The sequence below is a fragment of the Ruegeria sp. HKCCD7628 genome, assembly GCF_057221005.1.
On sequence record NZ_JBWVBA010000010.1, the window covers coordinates 60,956 to 76,104 of the forward strand.

The following is a 15,149-nucleotide window of genomic DNA, read 5'->3' on the forward strand; positions in this document are numbered from 1 at the left end:
ATTGAGCCAAATGTAGGTGTCATCAATACGAGACGCAACCCCCAAACCAAAAGTAACTAAATCGTAACCAATTAAGATTGTTGACGAAAAATCGGGGGTACAACAGCAGCGCCCTGCAAAACACACCCCTTCTGAGGCTGCTCCAGAAAGGGCTGGACTGTTGCTATAAACCACGCACCAATGGTTCTACGCCCGAGCCAATCGGGCGCTCCTCGGTACCGGGGTTCGGCATCTCGCTGACCCAAGATCAGAGGAGACAGTTCATGGCCAAGCGGAAGCAAACCAAAATTGACAAGGTAAAAGCCTTGTTGCGCCGCCCGAGTGGCGCCAGCCTTGAGGCGCTCTGCAAAACAATAAGGTGGCAGCCTCATTCGGTCCGAGCGGCATTAAGTGGGTTACGGAAGAAAGGTGTCACAATTGAACGGCGCGCATCCGACAAGCCACATGGTTTTTCCACATATCACCTCACAGCAAACAAGGGCGGCGAGTCATGACCAAGACGAGCGATGTCGCCGATCTCGCCGCCATGGGTCGATCGGATCTGGTCACGCTTTGGCAGCAACTGTTTGATCAACCCGCCCCCACCATGCTCAGCCAACCCTTCCTGCGCCGTTTTATCGCCTTTGAGATGCAGTCCCGCCGTCATGGCGGGCTACCCCGGCAGGTCAAAGCCACGCTGGAAAAGGGCTCTAAGAAGAAGCCCCGGCCTATATGCCCTGCTCTTAAGCCCGGCGGGCGCCTGCTGCGCGAGTGGAATGGCGTAACCCATATGGTCGATGTGACAGGGGATGGTTTTACCTGGAACGGTCGGTCCTATCGCTCGCTCTCCGCCATCGCCCGAGAGATTACCGGCGCGCATTGGTCAGGGCCGCGTTTCTTCGGACTCACCGGAAAGATCGCCAAATGAGCCCGCGCCGTAAAATCCGATGCGCCATCTATACGCGCAAGTCCTCAGAAGATGGTCTGGACCAGGACTTCAATTCCCTGGACGCGCAATATGAGGCCTGCGCGGCTTATGTCGCCAGTCAACGACACGAAGGTTGGACCACTTTGCCAGACCGCTACGATGATGGCGGGCTGTCCGGCGGCACACTCGAACGCCCCGCCCTTCGACGGCTGCTTGAAGAGATCGATGCAGGGCGTATAGACATGGTGGTGGTTTACAAGATCGACCGGCTGACCCGGTCGCTTGCCGACTTCTCGAAGCTGGTCGAACGGCTGGAACAGGCAAACTGTTCCTTTGTTTCGGTTACACAGGCGTTCAATACCTCATCTTCCATGGGCCGGTTGACCCTGAACGTACTGTTGTCCTTCGCTCAGTTTGAGCGGGAAGTCACCGCCGAACGTATTCGCGACAAAATAGCGGCGTCGAAGAAAAAGGGGCTCTGGATGGGTGGCAACCTGCCCCTGGGCTATGATCGCCACCCCGATCCGAAGGCAAGAACGCTGGTGGTGAATGAGGAGGAGGCCAGAACGGTCCGGCATCTCTTTCGGGTTTATGGCGAACTGGGTTGCCTGCGCCAAGTAGAAGAACGGGCAACGGCAGCAGACCTGCGGTCAAAACGCGTTGTTCGGACGGATGGAAGCGTGAAGGGGAATTGCCCACTTTCACGCGGCCAAATCTATTACCTACTGCGCAACCCGGTCTATCTCGGAAAAATCCGCCACAAGGATAAGATCTGGAACGGACAACACCCGGCGATCATCGACCAGGGCGTTTGGGACCGGGTGCAGGAGAAAATGCGCCAAGCGTCGCGGCGATCCCGTGCAGTCCCTACACCCAATGAGCGCCAACACTCCACTGACCCCGGGGCTTGGCTCACCGGTCTGCTGCAGGACGAAACTGGTGATCGGTTGACGCCAACCCACACCACGCGCACAGGCCGACGGTTGCGCTACTACATCTCCAATCGGCTGATCTCGGGCGGCAAGGATACCTCCGGCTGGCGACTGCCCGGCCCGGCGCTGGAACACGCAGTCATTGATGTCATCGCCAGACATCTGCAAGACGCCGCCGCCGCGCATCAGGTACTGGCGCAGCCGGAGGCCGGGTCAGCGGAGGCGGTACAGACTTCAGTTGCGGATTTAGTAACCCGGCTTCAACGCCAAGCCGGTCAGGTCGGCGCTGCTCTTCTGACCAAAGGCAAGATTGCACGAGGACACATTGATCTCGAACTAAACCCCAAAACTCTGGCAAGCGCAATTTGCATTGCTGCCGACCATCTGCACCCAGATCTCACCCACATCACAGCATCCTTCGATCTGCGCCGCCGCGGCGTCGAGACCAAGGTCATCGCTGGAGACATGGCACCCCAACCTGATCCCCACCTCCGGTCCATGCTGATCCGAGCCCATGGCTGGGCGCGCGATCTGAAAGCCGGAGTTCAACTGATGGAGATTGCACGCCGCGAACGCGTCCCCGGCGCCTTCATCCGCACCCGTGCTCAGCTCGCGTTTCTTTCACCGAAGATTCAAGCCGCGATTCTCGACGGCACACAGCCGCCCGAACTCACACTCAAGCGCCTGGTCAGCGTGGCTCACCCACTTGACTGGGCCGAGCAAGAGCGCCTGTTCGGCTTCTAACACCTCCAGATCCGGCGTCCCTGATACGGGGTTCGCTCTCCCTGATCCGTCGGCACAATTCTCTGTTCCCGCAAGAAAATTCCCTGTTTAACGTTTTAGGGAATTTGCAGCATAAACCTCTGTAAAATATGCAGTTCTGACCCGAGAAATGACGGAACTCAGAGCCTTTTCGCGAAATTCCCCTGTAAATTGCCGGGTATCAGGGAAATTCGCCCCAAAGCGACCCCGCCAAAATGCACCACTGAGACCAGGGCCGGAATTGCGCCCTGAGTGTACGGTCTGCTCTGTCTCTGATTGAAAGCACATGCGCCAACGCACGGGAATTGCGGCACAATTCCGGGTCAGAAAACACAGCTGAAGTGAACCAGGTATGAGTGGCGGGGAGACAGGGATTCGAACCCTGGGAACGCTCTCACGTTCAACGGTTTTCAAGACCGCCGCATTCGACCACTCTGCCACCTCCCCGCGTGATGCTGGGTCTAAGGCGAACGCAAACCGGTGGCAAGACCAAATAGGGAATTCTTGCCGAAGCTATGGCAGCGGTCTTTCCTTGATACCTTGCTCACGCTATGATCGGGCCACAAACCGTATCAGACCGGCGTTGCAGAACCGGCGAAACGCGGTGGGGTTCAGGAAACCGACCCCTTACAGGCAAGGGATAAAACGATGGATCGAGCGACCGAAACACGCGCAAAGCCGCTGGCGTTGGCGGTTCTGGCCGTGATGTCTTTGGTTCTGGCCGGATGCGAAGAAGCACTTGAAACCGGCAACGAAGCGACCGAGGCGTCTTCGGACAGCACCCAGAACTCAGCAAAACGAGAGATTTTCCCCGAAGCGACCGGAAACCCCCGTGACGATGTCGAGGCACCCGAGGTGTTTGCATTGACCGAGGCCGGGTTGTGGGATGGCCGTCCGTCTCTTGGTGGAATCTGGATCGCACATCCTGACGTCACCCAGCCAGAGCGCGTTCGCATCAAGAACACCGCAAACAACAAGACAGTCACAGGCGCTTTGTTCCGGCGGGAACGCAACTTACCGGGCCCTGCATTGCAGCTGTCGTCTGACGCAGCAGTAAAGCTTGGCATTCTCGCCGGTTCTCCAACACGGGTCGAGGTCGTCGCCCTGCGGCGTAAACCCGTCGAGCCTGCGCCAAAAGCAGAACCCGAAACCTCTCCGGAACCCGAGGTCGCAGAACCGGTTACAGGCGACGCTCCGACCGAAGATCAAACCGCCGAGGCCGAAGATAAACCCAAGCGGAAGTGGTGGCAGAAAAAGGAAACCGCTGCTGCTGCGGGCACTGCCGCTGTGGCAGCGGATGCCGCCGCCGAGACCACGACCGAAGTTGCCGAGACTGCCGTGGAAGCTGCGCCTGAGGTGGCGACTTCCACTCTGTCTGATCCCGAAGTCACCCCGCCTGCGGACGCGTCCACCAAGAAGAAATGGTGGCAAAAGAAATCTTCTGACGAAATCACCCAGACATCGCTCGACCCGATTGAAGGGGCTGCGGCGGCGATCGAGGCGTCTGAACCAACCCCGCCCACCGCTGCGGCATCGGCAGAATCCGATACTGCTTCGGTATCCAAACCATATGTTCAGGTTGGCACATTCAGCGTCGAAGAAAATGCTGAAAGCGCTGCTCGGAAAATTCGCCGCAATGGCCTGACAACCGAAGTACGCGAGTTAAAAACCGGCGAGAAATCAGTCTGGAGAGTTCTTGTCGGCCCTGCCAAAACCCGGGGCGAACGCACCGCTTTGCAGCGCGACGTCAAGGATCTGGGCTTTACCGACGCTTTCGTCGTCAAGAACTGAAAAGCAGGAGGTTACTGTGCTGTCCACTTTGCGATCATCCGTTCTGGCAATGGGGTTGGCGCTGACCGCTCTGCCCGCCTTCGCCTTTGATACATCCGCCCGCGCAGCCTATGTGATGGACCAGACAACAGGCACTGTGCTTTTGTCGAAAGACGCCGAACAACCCTTGCCCCCGGCCTCAATGTCGAAGCTCATGACCCTATATGTCGCGTTCGAGGCGTTGCGGGATGGACGTCTTACTCTGAACGAAACCCTACCCGTGTCTGAACACGCCATGAGCTATGGCGGCTCGACGATGTTCCTGAACACACAAGACCGCGTGTCAGTCGAGGACTTGCTGCGCGGCATCATCGTTCTGTCCGGCAATGACGCCTGTGTTGTCATCGCCGAGGCGCTCAGCCCCGACGGAACCGAGGCGGGTTTCGCTCGGTATATGACACAGCGCGCGGAACAGTTGGGCATGGACAATTCCACTTTTGCCAACTCGAACGGCTGGCCTGCAGCCGGGCACATGATGTCGGTTCACGATCTTGCCATACTGGCCGATCGGTTGATCACAGATTTCCCAGAATATTATCCCCTGTTCGCCGAGGAAGAGTTTGAATTCGATGGCCGCGCGCCTTCGAACAAGCGCAACCGCAACCCGTTGTTGAAGCTGGGGATCGGTGCGGATGGTTTGAAAACCGGCCACACGCAAGAGGCCGGCTATGGACTTGTGGGCTCGGCCAAGCAGGGTGATCGCAGGGTGATCTTTGTGCTCACCGGCCTGGACAGTACCGGCGCCCGGGCAGAGGAGGCCGAGGCCGTGGTTAACTGGTCGTTTCGAAATTTTGTCGAGAGGACAATTGCCAACAAAGACGCGCCGATAGCCGAAGCCGAGGTTTGGATGGGGGCGCAAAAGACGGTTGGCCTTGTACCCGAAGACGATCTGAACATCCTGCTGCCGGTTCTGGGCGACGAAAACGTAGCTGCCGAGGTCGTCTATGACGGCCCGATCAACGCTCCGATTGCCAAGGGTCAGAAACTGGCCGAACTGGTCATCAAGCCTGAAGGTCTGCCCGAAATTCGGCGCCCTCTGGTCGCGGTACAGGATGTGGCCGCGGGTGGTTTTCTGGTTCGGATGATGACCGTTGGAGGGATCGTTCTGACCGATGTGATCGGCAACCCTCTGGACGCTTTTTGACAAGGGCACCGCGTGTTTCTGACTTTTGAAGGCATTGATGGGTCGGGCAAGTCCTCGCAGGCGCGTATGCTGGCCGATCACTTGCGCGGATTGGGTCGCGACGTTGTTCTGACCCGCGAACCCGGCGGTTCAGCCGGGGCCGAGGAAATCCGCCGGCTGGTACTGGAAGGTGATCCGGACCGTTGGTCAGCCGAGACCGAGCTGCTGCTGTTCACCGCCGCCCGCCGCGACCATATGGAACGCACTATTGAACCAGCGCTGGCGGCTGGAAAGGTCGTAATTTGCGACCGCTTCGCCGACAGCACCCGCATGTATCAGGGCATGTCGCGCGGCAATCTGCGCCCTCTGGTCGATCAGTTGCACAAGCTGATGATCGGGCGCGAACCCGACCTGACCGTCCTGATCGACATGGACCCGGAAATCGGCCTGTCCCGCGCCAAAGGGCGGCAAGGCACAGAAGAACGGTTCGAGGATTTCGGACTGGAATTACAACAGAAAATGCGCTCCGGGTTTCTGGCGCTGGCCGATGAGTTCTCGGACCGCTTTCGCGTGATTGATGGCAACCGAGACATGGACAGTGTAGCCCGCGATGTGACAGATATCGTCCTGCAATCCTTGTGACGGACGACCCATGAGCGACGACACCCCCACCCCGGATCAGGCCCCCGGTGCCCCGCACCCGCGCGAAACTGCGACCTTGTTCGGGCAGTCCGAGGCTGAACAGGCGTTTCTGAACGCTTATAACTCGGACCGCTTGCATCATGGTTGGCTGCTGACCGGACCCCGCGGGGTGGGTAAAGCGACCCTGGCTTGGCAGATCGCAAGGTTCCTGCTGGCGACCCCTCCGGCCGAGGATGACGGGCTGTTCGGTGCCCCCCCGCCCCCTGAGACGCTCGCGATCGACCCCGACCACCCCGTCGCCCACCGCATTCAGGCCGGGGCCGAGCCCGGCCTTGCCGCTATCACCCGGTCATTGAACGATCAGGGACGGTTGCGGACCGAAATCGTAGTGGATGACATCCGCAAGCTGGGCAAATTCTTCGGCCTGTCTTCGGCCGATGGCGGGCGGCGCGTGGTGATCGTGGATTCAGCCGATGAGATGAATGTTAGTGCAGCCAACGCCCTTTTGAAAATGCTGGAAGAACCGCCCGCGCGCACGACTCTGCTGTTGATCTCGCACCAGCCCTCACGCCTTCTACCAACAATCCGGTCGCGCTGCCGAACCCTGCGCCTATCCCCGTTAAGGGCCGAAGACATGCAGTCCGCACTGGCGCAGACCGGGGCCGAATTGCCCGCGCAGCCGGATCATCTGGCCGCCCTCGCCGCTGGCTCTGTCGGGGACGCGGTGCGCCTGATCAACCTCGGCGGGCTCGAAATCTACGCCGAATTCATCGCCATCCTCGGCACCCTGCCCCGCATGGACCGTCAACGCGCCCTGAAACTGGCCGAGGTCGCCGCCCAGCGCGGCGCAGCTGAGCGGTTCGAGTTGCTGCTGACCCTGATCGACGTGGCCTTGTCCCGTCTTGCCCTGACCGGCGCGACTGGAGCAGCACCCCTGCCCGAAGCCGCTCCACATGAGGCCGAAATCCTGTCGCGCCTGTCCCAATCCCCCCATCAGGCCCGCAAATGGGCTGAGGTGGCTGCAACAATCACCGCCCGCGCACGACATGGTCAGGCGGTGAACCTTGACCCTGCCGCTCTGGTCCTAGATACGGTGTTCAAGATACAGGAAACCGCCGGTCAGAGCAGATGAGCGACACCCCTCAGATCACCGACAGCCATTGCCATCTGGACTTCCCCGATTTCGAAGGCCAGTTGGACCAGATAGTTGCCAATGCGATTGGCGCGGGCGTAACCCGTATGGTCACAATCTGCACCAAACTGCGCAACGAACCCAGCGTCCGCGCGATAGCCGACACCCACGCTCCCGTCTTCTACGCCGCGGGCACCCACCCCATGAGCGCTGCGGATGAGCCGATGGCCACCGTAGGCGAACTGGTCGCTCTGGCGCAGCATCCAAAATTCGTTGGTATTGGTGAAACCGGGCTGGATTACCACTACACCGCCGACAGCGCCGAAGTGCAAAAACAATCTCTGCGTGTCCATATCGAGGCGGCCCAGCGCACCGGCCTACCCCTGATTATCCACGCCCGTGCAGCGGACGAGGACATGGCCCGCATTCTGGCCGAGGAACATCGCAACGCGCCTTATTCCTGTGTGATGCACTGCTTTTCGTCGTCGGCGGAACTGGCCAAAGCCGCGCTGGATCTGGGTTTTTACCTGTCCATGTCCGGCATCGCGGCCTTCCCCAAAAGCCAGGAGCTGCGCGATATCTTCGCCACCGCCCCGGTCGACCGCGTTCTGGTTGAAACCGATGCGCCCTATCTGGCCCCGCCCCCGTTTCGCGGCAAACGCAACGAGCCCGCCTATACCGCCCACACCGCCCGAAAGGGGGCCGAGGTGTTCGGCATGGACTATGCCGATTTCGCCGCGCAGACCCAGTTGAACTTCGAGCGGCTGTTTACCAAAGCCGCGACCTACAAGGCGGCTGCATGACCCAGCTGCGCTGCACCATTTTGGGCTGCGGATCTTCCGGCGGCGTGCCTCGGCTGGGCGGGCACTGGGGCGAGTGTGATCCCGAGAACCCAAAGAACATCCGCCGTCGCTGCTCGATGCTGGTGGAACGGGACGGGCCCAAGGGCACAACCTCAGTCCTGATCGACACTACACCGGATATGCGCAGTCAGTTACTGGATACGGGTACTGGGCGGCTGGACGGGGTGGTCTACACCCACAGCCATGCCGACCACGTCCACGGCATCGACGACCTGCGTATGATCGTGTTCAACATGCGCACCCGTGTGCCCGTCTGGGCCGATGGCGACACTCAGAACGACCTGCTCGGGCGGTTCGGATATGCGTTCATCCAGCCTGACAGCTCGCCCTACCCGCCGATCCTTGATCTGAAAACCATCAGTGGCCCGTTCGAGATCGACGGCCCCGGCGGCCCGATCCCGTTGCAGCCGTTCAAGGTTAATCACGGCTCGATCGACGCGTTGGGCTTTCGGATTGGCGGACTGGTCTATCTGCCTGACGTGGCCGAGATCTATGACGACGCATGGCCTGCACTGCAAGGGCTGGACTGTTTGGTCATCGACGCGCTGCGCCGCACGCCGCATCCAACTCACGCGCATCTGGAAAAGACGCTCGGTTGGATCGAACAGCTCCAGCCCAAGCGCGCGGTGTTGACCAATATGCACATCGATTTGGACTACGCCACGGTCGAGGCTGAAACCGCCGACCACATCACCCCTGCCTATGATGGCATGGTGATCCATCAGGCCCTTTAAATAGCCCATGGTGCCTGCCGTAATACTCCACAGGATGGCACCATGCTGCAAAGCCTGATCGACGTTATCCTGCCAGTATTTCTGGTGATCGGTGCCGGGTACACAGCCACCGCGTTAGGCTATTTCAAAGAGGCCCATATCGACGGGCTAATGAAGTTCACTCAGGGGTTCGCCATCCCGTGCCTGCTGTTTCTGGCTATCGCCAATCTGGACCTCAGCGCCAGTTTCGACCCACGCCTACTGTTCAGTTTCTACACCGCTGCGGGTCTATGTTTCTGCGCAGGTCTGTTCGGTGCGCGCCTGATTTTCCGGCGCGAGTGGGAAGATTGCGTCGCCATCGGCTTCTGCTGCCTGTTCTCGAACTCGGTCCTGCTGGGGCTGCCAATTACCGAACGCGCTTATGGTCCGGAAAACCTGGCCGGGAACTACGCGATCATCGCCTTCCATGCGCCATTTTGCTATGGCATCGGCATCACAGTGATGGAGGTCATTCGTAGTCGCGGCCACGGTGGCACGCGGATGGTGCGCTCGGTCTTGTCTGCTATGTTCCGCAATGCACTGATCCTGGGGATAGCGTTGGGGTTTATCGTAAACCTATCCGGGATCGGTGTGCCCGGAGTGGTCAATGACGCTCTTGGCTTGATCACCCGTGCGGCCCTGCCCGGCGCATTGTTTGCCTTGGGCGGCGTACTGGTCAAATATCGACCCGAGGGTGATTTACGCACCATTGCCTATGTCTGCGGCGTTTCGCTTATGCTGCACCCCAGCCTTGTCTGGTTGTTCGGCTCGACTGTTGGATTGCCGCAAGACTTGTTCCGCTCAGGGGTGCTGAACGCTGCCATGGCACCCGGCTTTAACGCCTACATATTCGCGAACATGTATGGCCGCGCCAAACGGGTCGCGGCCTCCTCCGTTTTAGTCGGCACCGGCGCCTCGATCCTGACGGTCTGGCTGTGGCTTACGTTGTTGGGTTGATACGTTCGCAAGGCGCATTGACTTCGCCAAAACACACGCCACCTTTGGCAGAACCAAACAGGATCGCACCTATGCCAAACGCTGTAATTGTCGCCCACGGTCAACCGTCTGACCCCGAGCCAGCCGAAGCGGCCCTGGCGGCTTATGCGGCCGAGGTGAATGAAATGTGCAGTGGGGTGAATGTCACTTCTGCAACGCTCGCTGCACCAAGCAGGCTAGAACATTGCCTGGACGACTTACCTGATGACACGGTAATTTACCCATTGTTCATGGCCAAAGGTTGGTTTGTCACTAGCGCTTTGCCAAAACGGCTGGGGGGAAGAGAATTGCGCATCCTCGATCCTCTTGGCGTTGATAAAGCCCTTCCAGCCATCGCTGCCGAGGCGATTGGATCGACCATTCAATCAAACACATGGTCAACAGACCAGTGCAACTTGATCCTCGCTGCACATGGATCGGGTCGCAGCCGCAATCCTTCGGCTGTCGCCAATCAGTTCGCGGAACTCGTGAGTGAGAGGATCAAGCTGAAGTCCATCCGGGTAGGATTCGTTGAAGAGGCCCCTTCGATTTCTGAGGCGGCGGCAAACTCTGGGCAAATCGCGCTTTGCCTGCCTTTCTTCGCGTGCCGCGGCGGTCATGTGTTGGAAGACGTACCTCAGGCATTGGAACAAGCTGGATTTCAAGGGAAGGTCATGCCTGTAATAGGCGAACTCGCCGGAGTAAAACGCCACATCTCGGCTGTTCTGGCACAGGCTTTCGAAAAAGTTTAAGTCGTGAAAGCTTAGTGCGGCGAGGCTTGCGACTGCGCAGTTTGTACGCGCTGACCCAAAAATGACGAATACAGGCAATGCCTTGATCGCCCCATTCGCTTGGCCTCATAGAGGGCCTGATCTGCCGCATTCAAAATCTCGGCTGCTTTCGGCGCCTGAAACTGCGTCGACAACGCAGTGCCAATACTAGCTGATATCTGACACACGGCCCCCTCAAAGATCATGGGTTGTCGCAACCTGTCAATCAGGCGGGACGCAATTGCGGACAGAACAGATTCGTCGATCAGGTGTTTGAAGATGATGACAAATTCATCGCCACCAACCCTTGCGACAGTATCGTCGTTTCGGGTTTCTTCGATCATAATACAAGCCGCCTGTTGCAGGACATAGTCGCCCGCCGCGTGACCGTATCTGTCGTTCACTGACTTAAAAAAATCCAGGTCCAGATGCATCAAGGCAAATGGCGTGTCACCAGAAGCCAAATGCCCAAGCAACACATCCATGGCCCTGCGGTTTTTCAACCCGGTCAGCATATCCGTGTATGCCTGTTCCTCGGCCGCCAGCATCGCGCCCTGCAGGCGCAGGTTCAAAGATCGCGACGCCTCCATCGCGGCAGACTTAGCCTCGACCAGATAAAGTAGCTCGATCGCGAGATCCGTTCCTGAGAAATCCGCACTGGTCAGCGCATAGTCACGAACCGCATCCAAAATAGAAATTCCGAAGGACAGGTTTATCACCGCCCCCTGCCCGTTTGGCAAAGGAGCGATCAACCCCTTGAGCGCTGTGTGTGGCTCACCCTTTATTCTCAGGTGCAACTTCGCTCCGGCCAAGGACGAGAGCGCTGCGAGCGTCGTCACTTTGCGAGGTCTGACAAGCTCGAATACTTCCAAAAAGTCTTTTCCAGGCATTGGCTGATCTGGACGCAACTTCTGCAGGGTCGGACCGACCTGCGCGATTCTACCCCCACCATCCACAAGAACAAACATCGGACACAAAGTCCCAAGCATACCTGCAAGATCATCGATTTCGATCATGGCTTCCTGGCCCCCAGATCGAAATTCCGCCCGGCGGAAAATGCGCTTTCAACGAGTGCAATCGTGATGACCTCGACCTCGCCTTGCTGTCCTTCATGGGTTAGGAAGGCAAGCGCCCCGTAGTCGTCGGCCACAGCGCGCAATACCCCAACCATGACACTGGCATACCCTGGCAAACCCGAATAGCAGTGCAAGTGATACTCTGACGAAGAGACCTCTCGCAGCTCCAGAAGAGGCAACCGCAAATCGGACACCGCCAATCTAACCCGATCCGAAAGATCATCCAAAGAATGCAGGAACTCTACATACGTATCGCCGCCAAATCGGAGTAGACGACGCAAATCCTCCATATTGGGGTGCGAAACCAAATAGGTTCCCAGATCTTCCAGAATCTCTGCTCGTGGGCGCTTTAGTTCGGCGCAAAGCGCATCCAGAACCCGCGTGGTCATCGCGTCATCGTAAACCAGCATTGCCTCGAACTCGGTAAAACCAAGATCTGCGGCATCAGTCACCCGCATCCAGCAAGATTGCCCGTATGTCGCGCTCACAAAGGACTGTACTGCCCGGTTTATCAGACCATGCATGGGAAGCCTCGGTTTGGTTTCCGATGCACTGTGACTCAGAAATCCTTAACAAAACGCGAAAATGCAAGTTCCGAGATGCAAAACACGCACAAGTCTCAAAGTGGAAGCCATTGGCTTTGCACTAAAAATCAGTCGGAGCACCTCCTTCGGCTTTACGGCGCTCGACAAAGTCTGCAAGTTCTTCGCGAATGCCCTCATCTATTGCCGGGGGCTCAAAACTGGTAATGATTTCCTTGAACATGTGATGGGCCCGTTCAGCGGTCCAGATTCCGCCCGCAACGTCCCAGCCTTCATAATTCTTCCAGTCACTCAGAAACGGTTGGTAGAACGCTGTGGTATAGCGATCCTGAGTGTGCTGAATGCCAAAGAAATGACCGTCATTCCCGACCGCACGGATCGCGTCCAAAGCAATCTCATCCGGTCCCGTCGCCGTGATCTCGGGCTGCATATAGCGTTGGATTTGCTGTAAAATTTCGCAATCCATGATAAACTTTTCGGGGCTGGCGATCAGCCCCCCTTCCAGCCACCCGGCCGCGTGATAAACCATATTCGTCCCCGATTGCACAGCCGCCCAAAGCGAGTTCGAGGTTTCCCAAACCGACTGACCGTCGGGTACGTTGGCCGCGCAGACCCCAGATGACCGCATGGGTAGGCCATAAAACCGCGCCATTTGCCCGGTCATCTGCGTCGAACGCATGTACTCGGGCGTTCCAAACGCGGGCGCACCGGATTTCATGTCTACATTCGATGTGAACGTCCCGATCACGCAGGGTATGCCCGGCCGGACGTACTGGAACAGAGCAATCGCACACAGAGCCTCGGCCAGCGATTGCGCCACCGCACCCGCCATTGTTACCGGGGCCATAGCTCCGGCCAGCGTGAAGGGAGTTACAACAATCGCTTGCCCACGTCGCGCCAGCCTCAAACACCCGTCGATCATCGGGTGGTCATGTTTTAGCGGCGAGGTCGAGTTGATGTTGGTGTACATCCGGGGTTCTGCCTCGAATTCTTCGTGGCTGTGCCCACCAGCGATCCGCACCATTTCCATGACGTCTTCGACACGTTCCTTACCCAGCGAATACGCGTGCATCGCTTTGTCAGTGAGGGTCAACTTGTCATAGAGTACATCTAGATGCCGGACACTTGCGTGGATATCAACGGGCTCGACCGGGTATCCGCCTGCGAAATGAATACAGTTGAAATACTGAGTCAGTTTCAGCAGATTACGGCACATTTCACGGTTCCCCGGAACCTTGGTACCGATCTCCATATCCCAATAATTCGGAGGCGATGACACATTACCAAACAACAGGTTGCGACCACCGATTTCGATCCGGCGATCCGGATTGCGCGGCGTGATCGTGAAAGATGATGGTGCCTTGCCCACCATCTCCATAACAAAATCCCGCCCCATACGGACGTTATCCCCTTCGATGGTGCAACCGGCCTTACGCAGGATATCGATAGCTTCTTCATTGTAAAATTCGACACCAATCTCTTCGAGAATGCGCATTGCGCCCTCGTGGATCGCTTGAATTCCCGCCTCGTCCAGAGGCTCGGTCGGCTTGTCGATATTGATCGGTGGGCTCCACGGCATCTGGTCAATAACCGCGCTGCCCCTGCGTTCGGCTGCTCCTGCCCGCCCGCCACTGCGACGTTTGCGTGTTTTCGCCTCTGCCATTGAATCCTCCGCGAGCTTGTCTTTTGTCAAGCAAGCCTCGAAGCAAGGCATGTGGCCGCTCTGTCTGCGACACCTCTTGTCGGTTTTGAGGTCCGATGCGCCGATTCTGGAGCTTAGGCGATCAGTTTCGTGTCAACCATTCCGGTATGTGGCCGATATTTGGTAAGACGACATCCGCCATTGGCTGCAGAACTTCAGCCGGAGCCAAGCCCGTCAGCACACCGATCGTCGTCATACCCGCTGCCCGGCCCGCCTGAAGATCATGGAGGCTGTCACCAACCATAGCGACGCGTTCAGGCGGAAGATTCACATGCGCGGCAAAGGCCAGCAACTGGCCCGGACCCGGCTTGAACCCATGGCCGCTGTCATAACCAGCAACAAAATCGAAATGATCCCGAATACCGGCTGATGCCAAATGCTCCAGCGCTGGCGCTTCGCCGTCATTTGTTGCAACACCCAGCTTAAGTCCCGCCTCCCGCAACCCGTCGAGAAATGGGGTCAACGGCACAGCTTGCGCCTGTGGGGCCGAGGCGGATTCTGCGTTCAACAGGTCGATCAGGGCGTCTCGTGGCATCTCCGCCAAGTGTGGTGCCAACGTCTCGGCCACTTCTTCGACTGTTCCCGCAATCACGATGCTGTCTTCCGAGTATGTGACTCGATCCAGATCGAAGCCAATCACACGACCCAGCACCCTTGCCCTGTCATGATCCCCATCGGTCAGGCGCAGCAACATATTGCGCCCGAAAGCACCCCAGGTATCGGCAAAGTCGAACAGAGTTCCGTCCTTGTCGAACAGAAGCGCGTCTATCGGCATCTCAAGCTCCAGAAGTGTTTTCATCAAGTCCAATGCATGTCTGCCGCCCCGGACAAAACCGCACGCGCCTGTCCGGGAAGATCATAAGGCACAGAATTGGCGTCACAGAATTCCACAACCCACGAATCGTCAAGCATGAGGAATTCAAGAATCGAGCCAAGGAACTCCGGCTCTGCAGCTCTATCACGCAGATCCTGCGCTGAAGCGCCAGTTGACCCAAGAAAAACAGGCAACAATTCCTCATTTCCCGCAAGCCAAGCCAGAACATTCAGCGCCAGCGTTTCGGCAGATTGAGCAGAGATTGGCATAAAGAGACCCCGGAATTGATCTTGGAAAGGGTTTGTTAACCAGACTCATAAACACTTT

16 protein-coding genes and 1 tRNA gene are annotated in these 15,149 nt (G+C 58.1%); 11 read left to right on the forward strand and 6 right to left on the reverse strand.

The window, feature by feature from the left end; translation table 11 throughout:
- Window positions 1-263 precede the first annotated feature (263 nt).
- The 3 genes from AC2TAD_RS18010 to AC2TAD_RS18020 are packed head-to-tail and all read left to right on the forward strand — an operon-like array spanning window position 264 to window position 2,583.
- Window positions 264-494: a DUF3489 domain-containing protein gene (locus AC2TAD_RS18010; protein WP_480869268.1), complete on the forward strand. Its 231-nt coding sequence runs from the start codon at window positions 264-266 to the stop codon at window positions 492-494.
- A complete protein-coding gene (locus AC2TAD_RS18015) occupies window positions 491-907 on the forward strand; it encodes a DUF2924 domain-containing protein (protein ID WP_480869270.1) in 417 nt (138 codons plus the stop codon). The genes AC2TAD_RS18010 and AC2TAD_RS18015 overlap by 4 nt, the downstream gene beginning before the upstream one ends.
- Window positions 904-2,583, forward strand: a complete 1,680-nt coding sequence (locus AC2TAD_RS18020) for a recombinase family protein (protein WP_480869272.1) — start codon at window positions 904-906, stop codon at window positions 2,581-2,583. The genes AC2TAD_RS18015 and AC2TAD_RS18020 overlap by 4 nt, the downstream gene beginning before the upstream one ends.
- A 375-nt stretch (window positions 2,584-2,958) precedes the next feature.
- On the opposite strand, the gene AC2TAD_RS18025 is transcribed toward AC2TAD_RS18020, so the two are convergent.
- Window positions 2,959-3,048, reverse strand: a tRNA-Ser gene (locus AC2TAD_RS18025).
- 201 nt (window positions 3,049-3,249) lie between these two features.
- Here AC2TAD_RS18025 and AC2TAD_RS18030 point away from each other — a divergent pair.
- The 8 genes from AC2TAD_RS18030 to AC2TAD_RS18065 all read left to right on the forward strand — a co-directional run bounded on the left by AC2TAD_RS18030 (window position 3,250) and on the right by AC2TAD_RS18065 (window position 10,670).
- Window positions 3,250-4,392 carry an SPOR domain-containing protein gene (locus AC2TAD_RS18030; protein WP_480869274.1) on the forward strand — a complete coding sequence of 381 codons (1,143 nt, stop codon included), beginning with the start codon at window positions 3,250-3,252 and terminating at the stop codon, window positions 4,390-4,392.
- A 49-nt stretch (window positions 4,393-4,441) separates the two neighbouring features.
- On the forward strand, window positions 4,442-5,575 hold the full coding sequence (locus AC2TAD_RS18035; protein ID WP_480869363.1) for a D-alanyl-D-alanine carboxypeptidase family protein: 1,134 nt from the start codon (window positions 4,442-4,444) through the stop codon (window positions 5,573-5,575).
- Between the two features lie 12 nt (window positions 5,576-5,587).
- Window positions 5,588-6,196, forward strand: a complete 609-nt coding sequence (tmk, locus tag AC2TAD_RS18040) for a dTMP kinase (RefSeq protein WP_480869276.1) — start codon at window positions 5,588-5,590, stop codon at window positions 6,194-6,196.
- Between the two features lie 10 nt (window positions 6,197-6,206).
- Window positions 6,207-7,328, forward strand: coding sequence for a DNA polymerase III subunit delta' (locus AC2TAD_RS18045; RefSeq protein ID WP_480869278.1), 1,122 nt, complete (start codon window positions 6,207-6,209; stop codon window positions 7,326-7,328).
- Window positions 7,325-8,131: a TatD family hydrolase gene (locus AC2TAD_RS18050; RefSeq protein WP_480869280.1), complete on the forward strand. Its 807-nt coding sequence runs from the start codon at window positions 7,325-7,327 to the stop codon at window positions 8,129-8,131. Before AC2TAD_RS18045 ends, AC2TAD_RS18050 begins: the two co-directional genes overlap by 4 nt.
- On the forward strand, window positions 8,128-8,925 hold the full coding sequence (locus tag AC2TAD_RS18055; protein WP_480869282.1) for an MBL fold metallo-hydrolase: 798 nt from the start codon (window positions 8,128-8,130) through the stop codon (window positions 8,923-8,925). The genes AC2TAD_RS18050 and AC2TAD_RS18055 overlap by 4 nt, the downstream gene beginning before the upstream one ends.
- 42 nt (window positions 8,926-8,967) lie before the next feature.
- The gene (locus AC2TAD_RS18060) at window positions 8,968-9,900 is read left to right on the forward strand and encodes an AEC family transporter (protein WP_480869284.1); all 933 of its coding nucleotides are present in this window, start codon (window positions 8,968-8,970) and stop codon (window positions 9,898-9,900) included.
- Between the two features lie 71 nt (window positions 9,901-9,971).
- On the forward strand, window positions 9,972-10,670 hold the full coding sequence (locus tag AC2TAD_RS18065) for a CbiX/SirB N-terminal domain-containing protein (RefSeq protein ID WP_480869286.1): 699 nt from the start codon (window positions 9,972-9,974) through the stop codon (window positions 10,668-10,670).
- 11 nt (window positions 10,671-10,681) lie between these two features.
- Here AC2TAD_RS18065 and AC2TAD_RS18070 read toward each other — a convergent pair whose 3' ends face one another.
- From AC2TAD_RS18070 to AC2TAD_RS18090, 5 genes are all read right to left on the reverse strand, one after another.
- On the reverse strand, window positions 10,682-11,704 hold the full coding sequence (locus tag AC2TAD_RS18070) for a GGDEF domain-containing protein (protein ID WP_480869288.1): 1,023 nt from the start codon (window positions 11,702-11,704) through the stop codon (window positions 10,682-10,684).
- Complete coding sequence (locus AC2TAD_RS18075) at window positions 11,701-12,288, reverse strand: heme NO-binding domain-containing protein (protein WP_170724230.1); 588 nt, start codon at window positions 12,286-12,288, stop codon at window positions 11,701-11,703. The genes AC2TAD_RS18070 and AC2TAD_RS18075 overlap by 4 nt, the downstream gene beginning before the upstream one ends.
- A gap of 121 nt (window positions 12,289-12,409) precedes the next feature.
- Entirely contained in the window at window positions 12,410-13,969 is a 1,560-nt protein-coding gene (locus AC2TAD_RS18080) for a trimethylamine methyltransferase family protein (RefSeq protein ID WP_170352636.1), read from the reverse strand.
- A 121-nt stretch (window positions 13,970-14,090) separates the two neighbouring features.
- On the reverse strand, window positions 14,091-14,783 hold the full coding sequence (locus AC2TAD_RS18085) for an HAD family hydrolase (protein ID WP_480869365.1): 693 nt from the start codon (window positions 14,781-14,783) through the stop codon (window positions 14,091-14,093).
- A 23-nt stretch (window positions 14,784-14,806) separates the two neighbouring features.
- On the reverse strand, window positions 14,807-15,091 hold the full coding sequence (locus AC2TAD_RS18090; RefSeq protein ID WP_480869291.1) for a DUF3572 domain-containing protein: 285 nt from the start codon (window positions 15,089-15,091) through the stop codon (window positions 14,807-14,809).
- Window positions 15,092-15,149: the final 58 nt, after the last annotated feature.

Coding starts and splice junctions, on each gene's coding strand:
- AC2TAD_RS18060 (WP_480869284.1), top strand. CDS start 8,968: ATGCTGCAAAGCCTGATCGACGTTATCCTGCCAGTATTTCTGGTGATC.
- AC2TAD_RS18050 (WP_480869280.1), top strand. CDS start 7,325: ATGAGCGACACCCCTCAGATCACCGACAGCCATTGCCATCTGGACTTC.
- AC2TAD_RS18080 (WP_170352636.1), bottom strand. CDS start 13,969: ATGGCAGAGGCGAAAACACGCAAACGTCGCAGTGGCGGGCGGGCAGGA.
- AC2TAD_RS18065 (WP_480869286.1), top strand. CDS start 9,972: ATGCCAAACGCTGTAATTGTCGCCCACGGTCAACCGTCTGACCCCGAG.
- AC2TAD_RS18055 (WP_480869282.1), top strand. CDS start 8,128: ATGACCCAGCTGCGCTGCACCATTTTGGGCTGCGGATCTTCCGGCGGC.
- AC2TAD_RS18020 (WP_480869272.1), top strand. CDS start 904: ATGAGCCCGCGCCGTAAAATCCGATGCGCCATCTATACGCGCAAGTCC.
- AC2TAD_RS18015 (WP_480869270.1), top strand. CDS start 491: ATGACCAAGACGAGCGATGTCGCCGATCTCGCCGCCATGGGTCGATCG.
- AC2TAD_RS18075 (WP_170724230.1), bottom strand. CDS start 12,288: ATGCATGGTCTGATAAACCGGGCAGTACAGTCCTTTGTGAGCGCGACA.
- AC2TAD_RS18085 (WP_480869365.1), bottom strand. CDS start 14,783: ATGCCGATAGACGCGCTTCTGTTCGACAAGGACGGAACTCTGTTCGAC.
- AC2TAD_RS18070 (WP_480869288.1), bottom strand. CDS start 11,704: ATGATCGAAATCGATGATCTTGCAGGTATGCTTGGGACTTTGTGTCCG.
- AC2TAD_RS18090 (WP_480869291.1), bottom strand. CDS start 15,091: ATGCCAATCTCTGCTCAATCTGCCGAAACGCTGGCGCTGAATGTTCTG.
- AC2TAD_RS18010 (WP_480869268.1), top strand. CDS start 264: ATGGCCAAGCGGAAGCAAACCAAAATTGACAAGGTAAAAGCCTTGTTG.
- AC2TAD_RS18035 (WP_480869363.1), top strand. CDS start 4,442: ATGGGGTTGGCGCTGACCGCTCTGCCCGCCTTCGCCTTTGATACATCC.
- AC2TAD_RS18045 (WP_480869278.1), top strand. CDS start 6,207: ATGAGCGACGACACCCCCACCCCGGATCAGGCCCCCGGTGCCCCGCAC.
- AC2TAD_RS18030 (WP_480869274.1), top strand. CDS start 3,250: ATGGATCGAGCGACCGAAACACGCGCAAAGCCGCTGGCGTTGGCGGTT.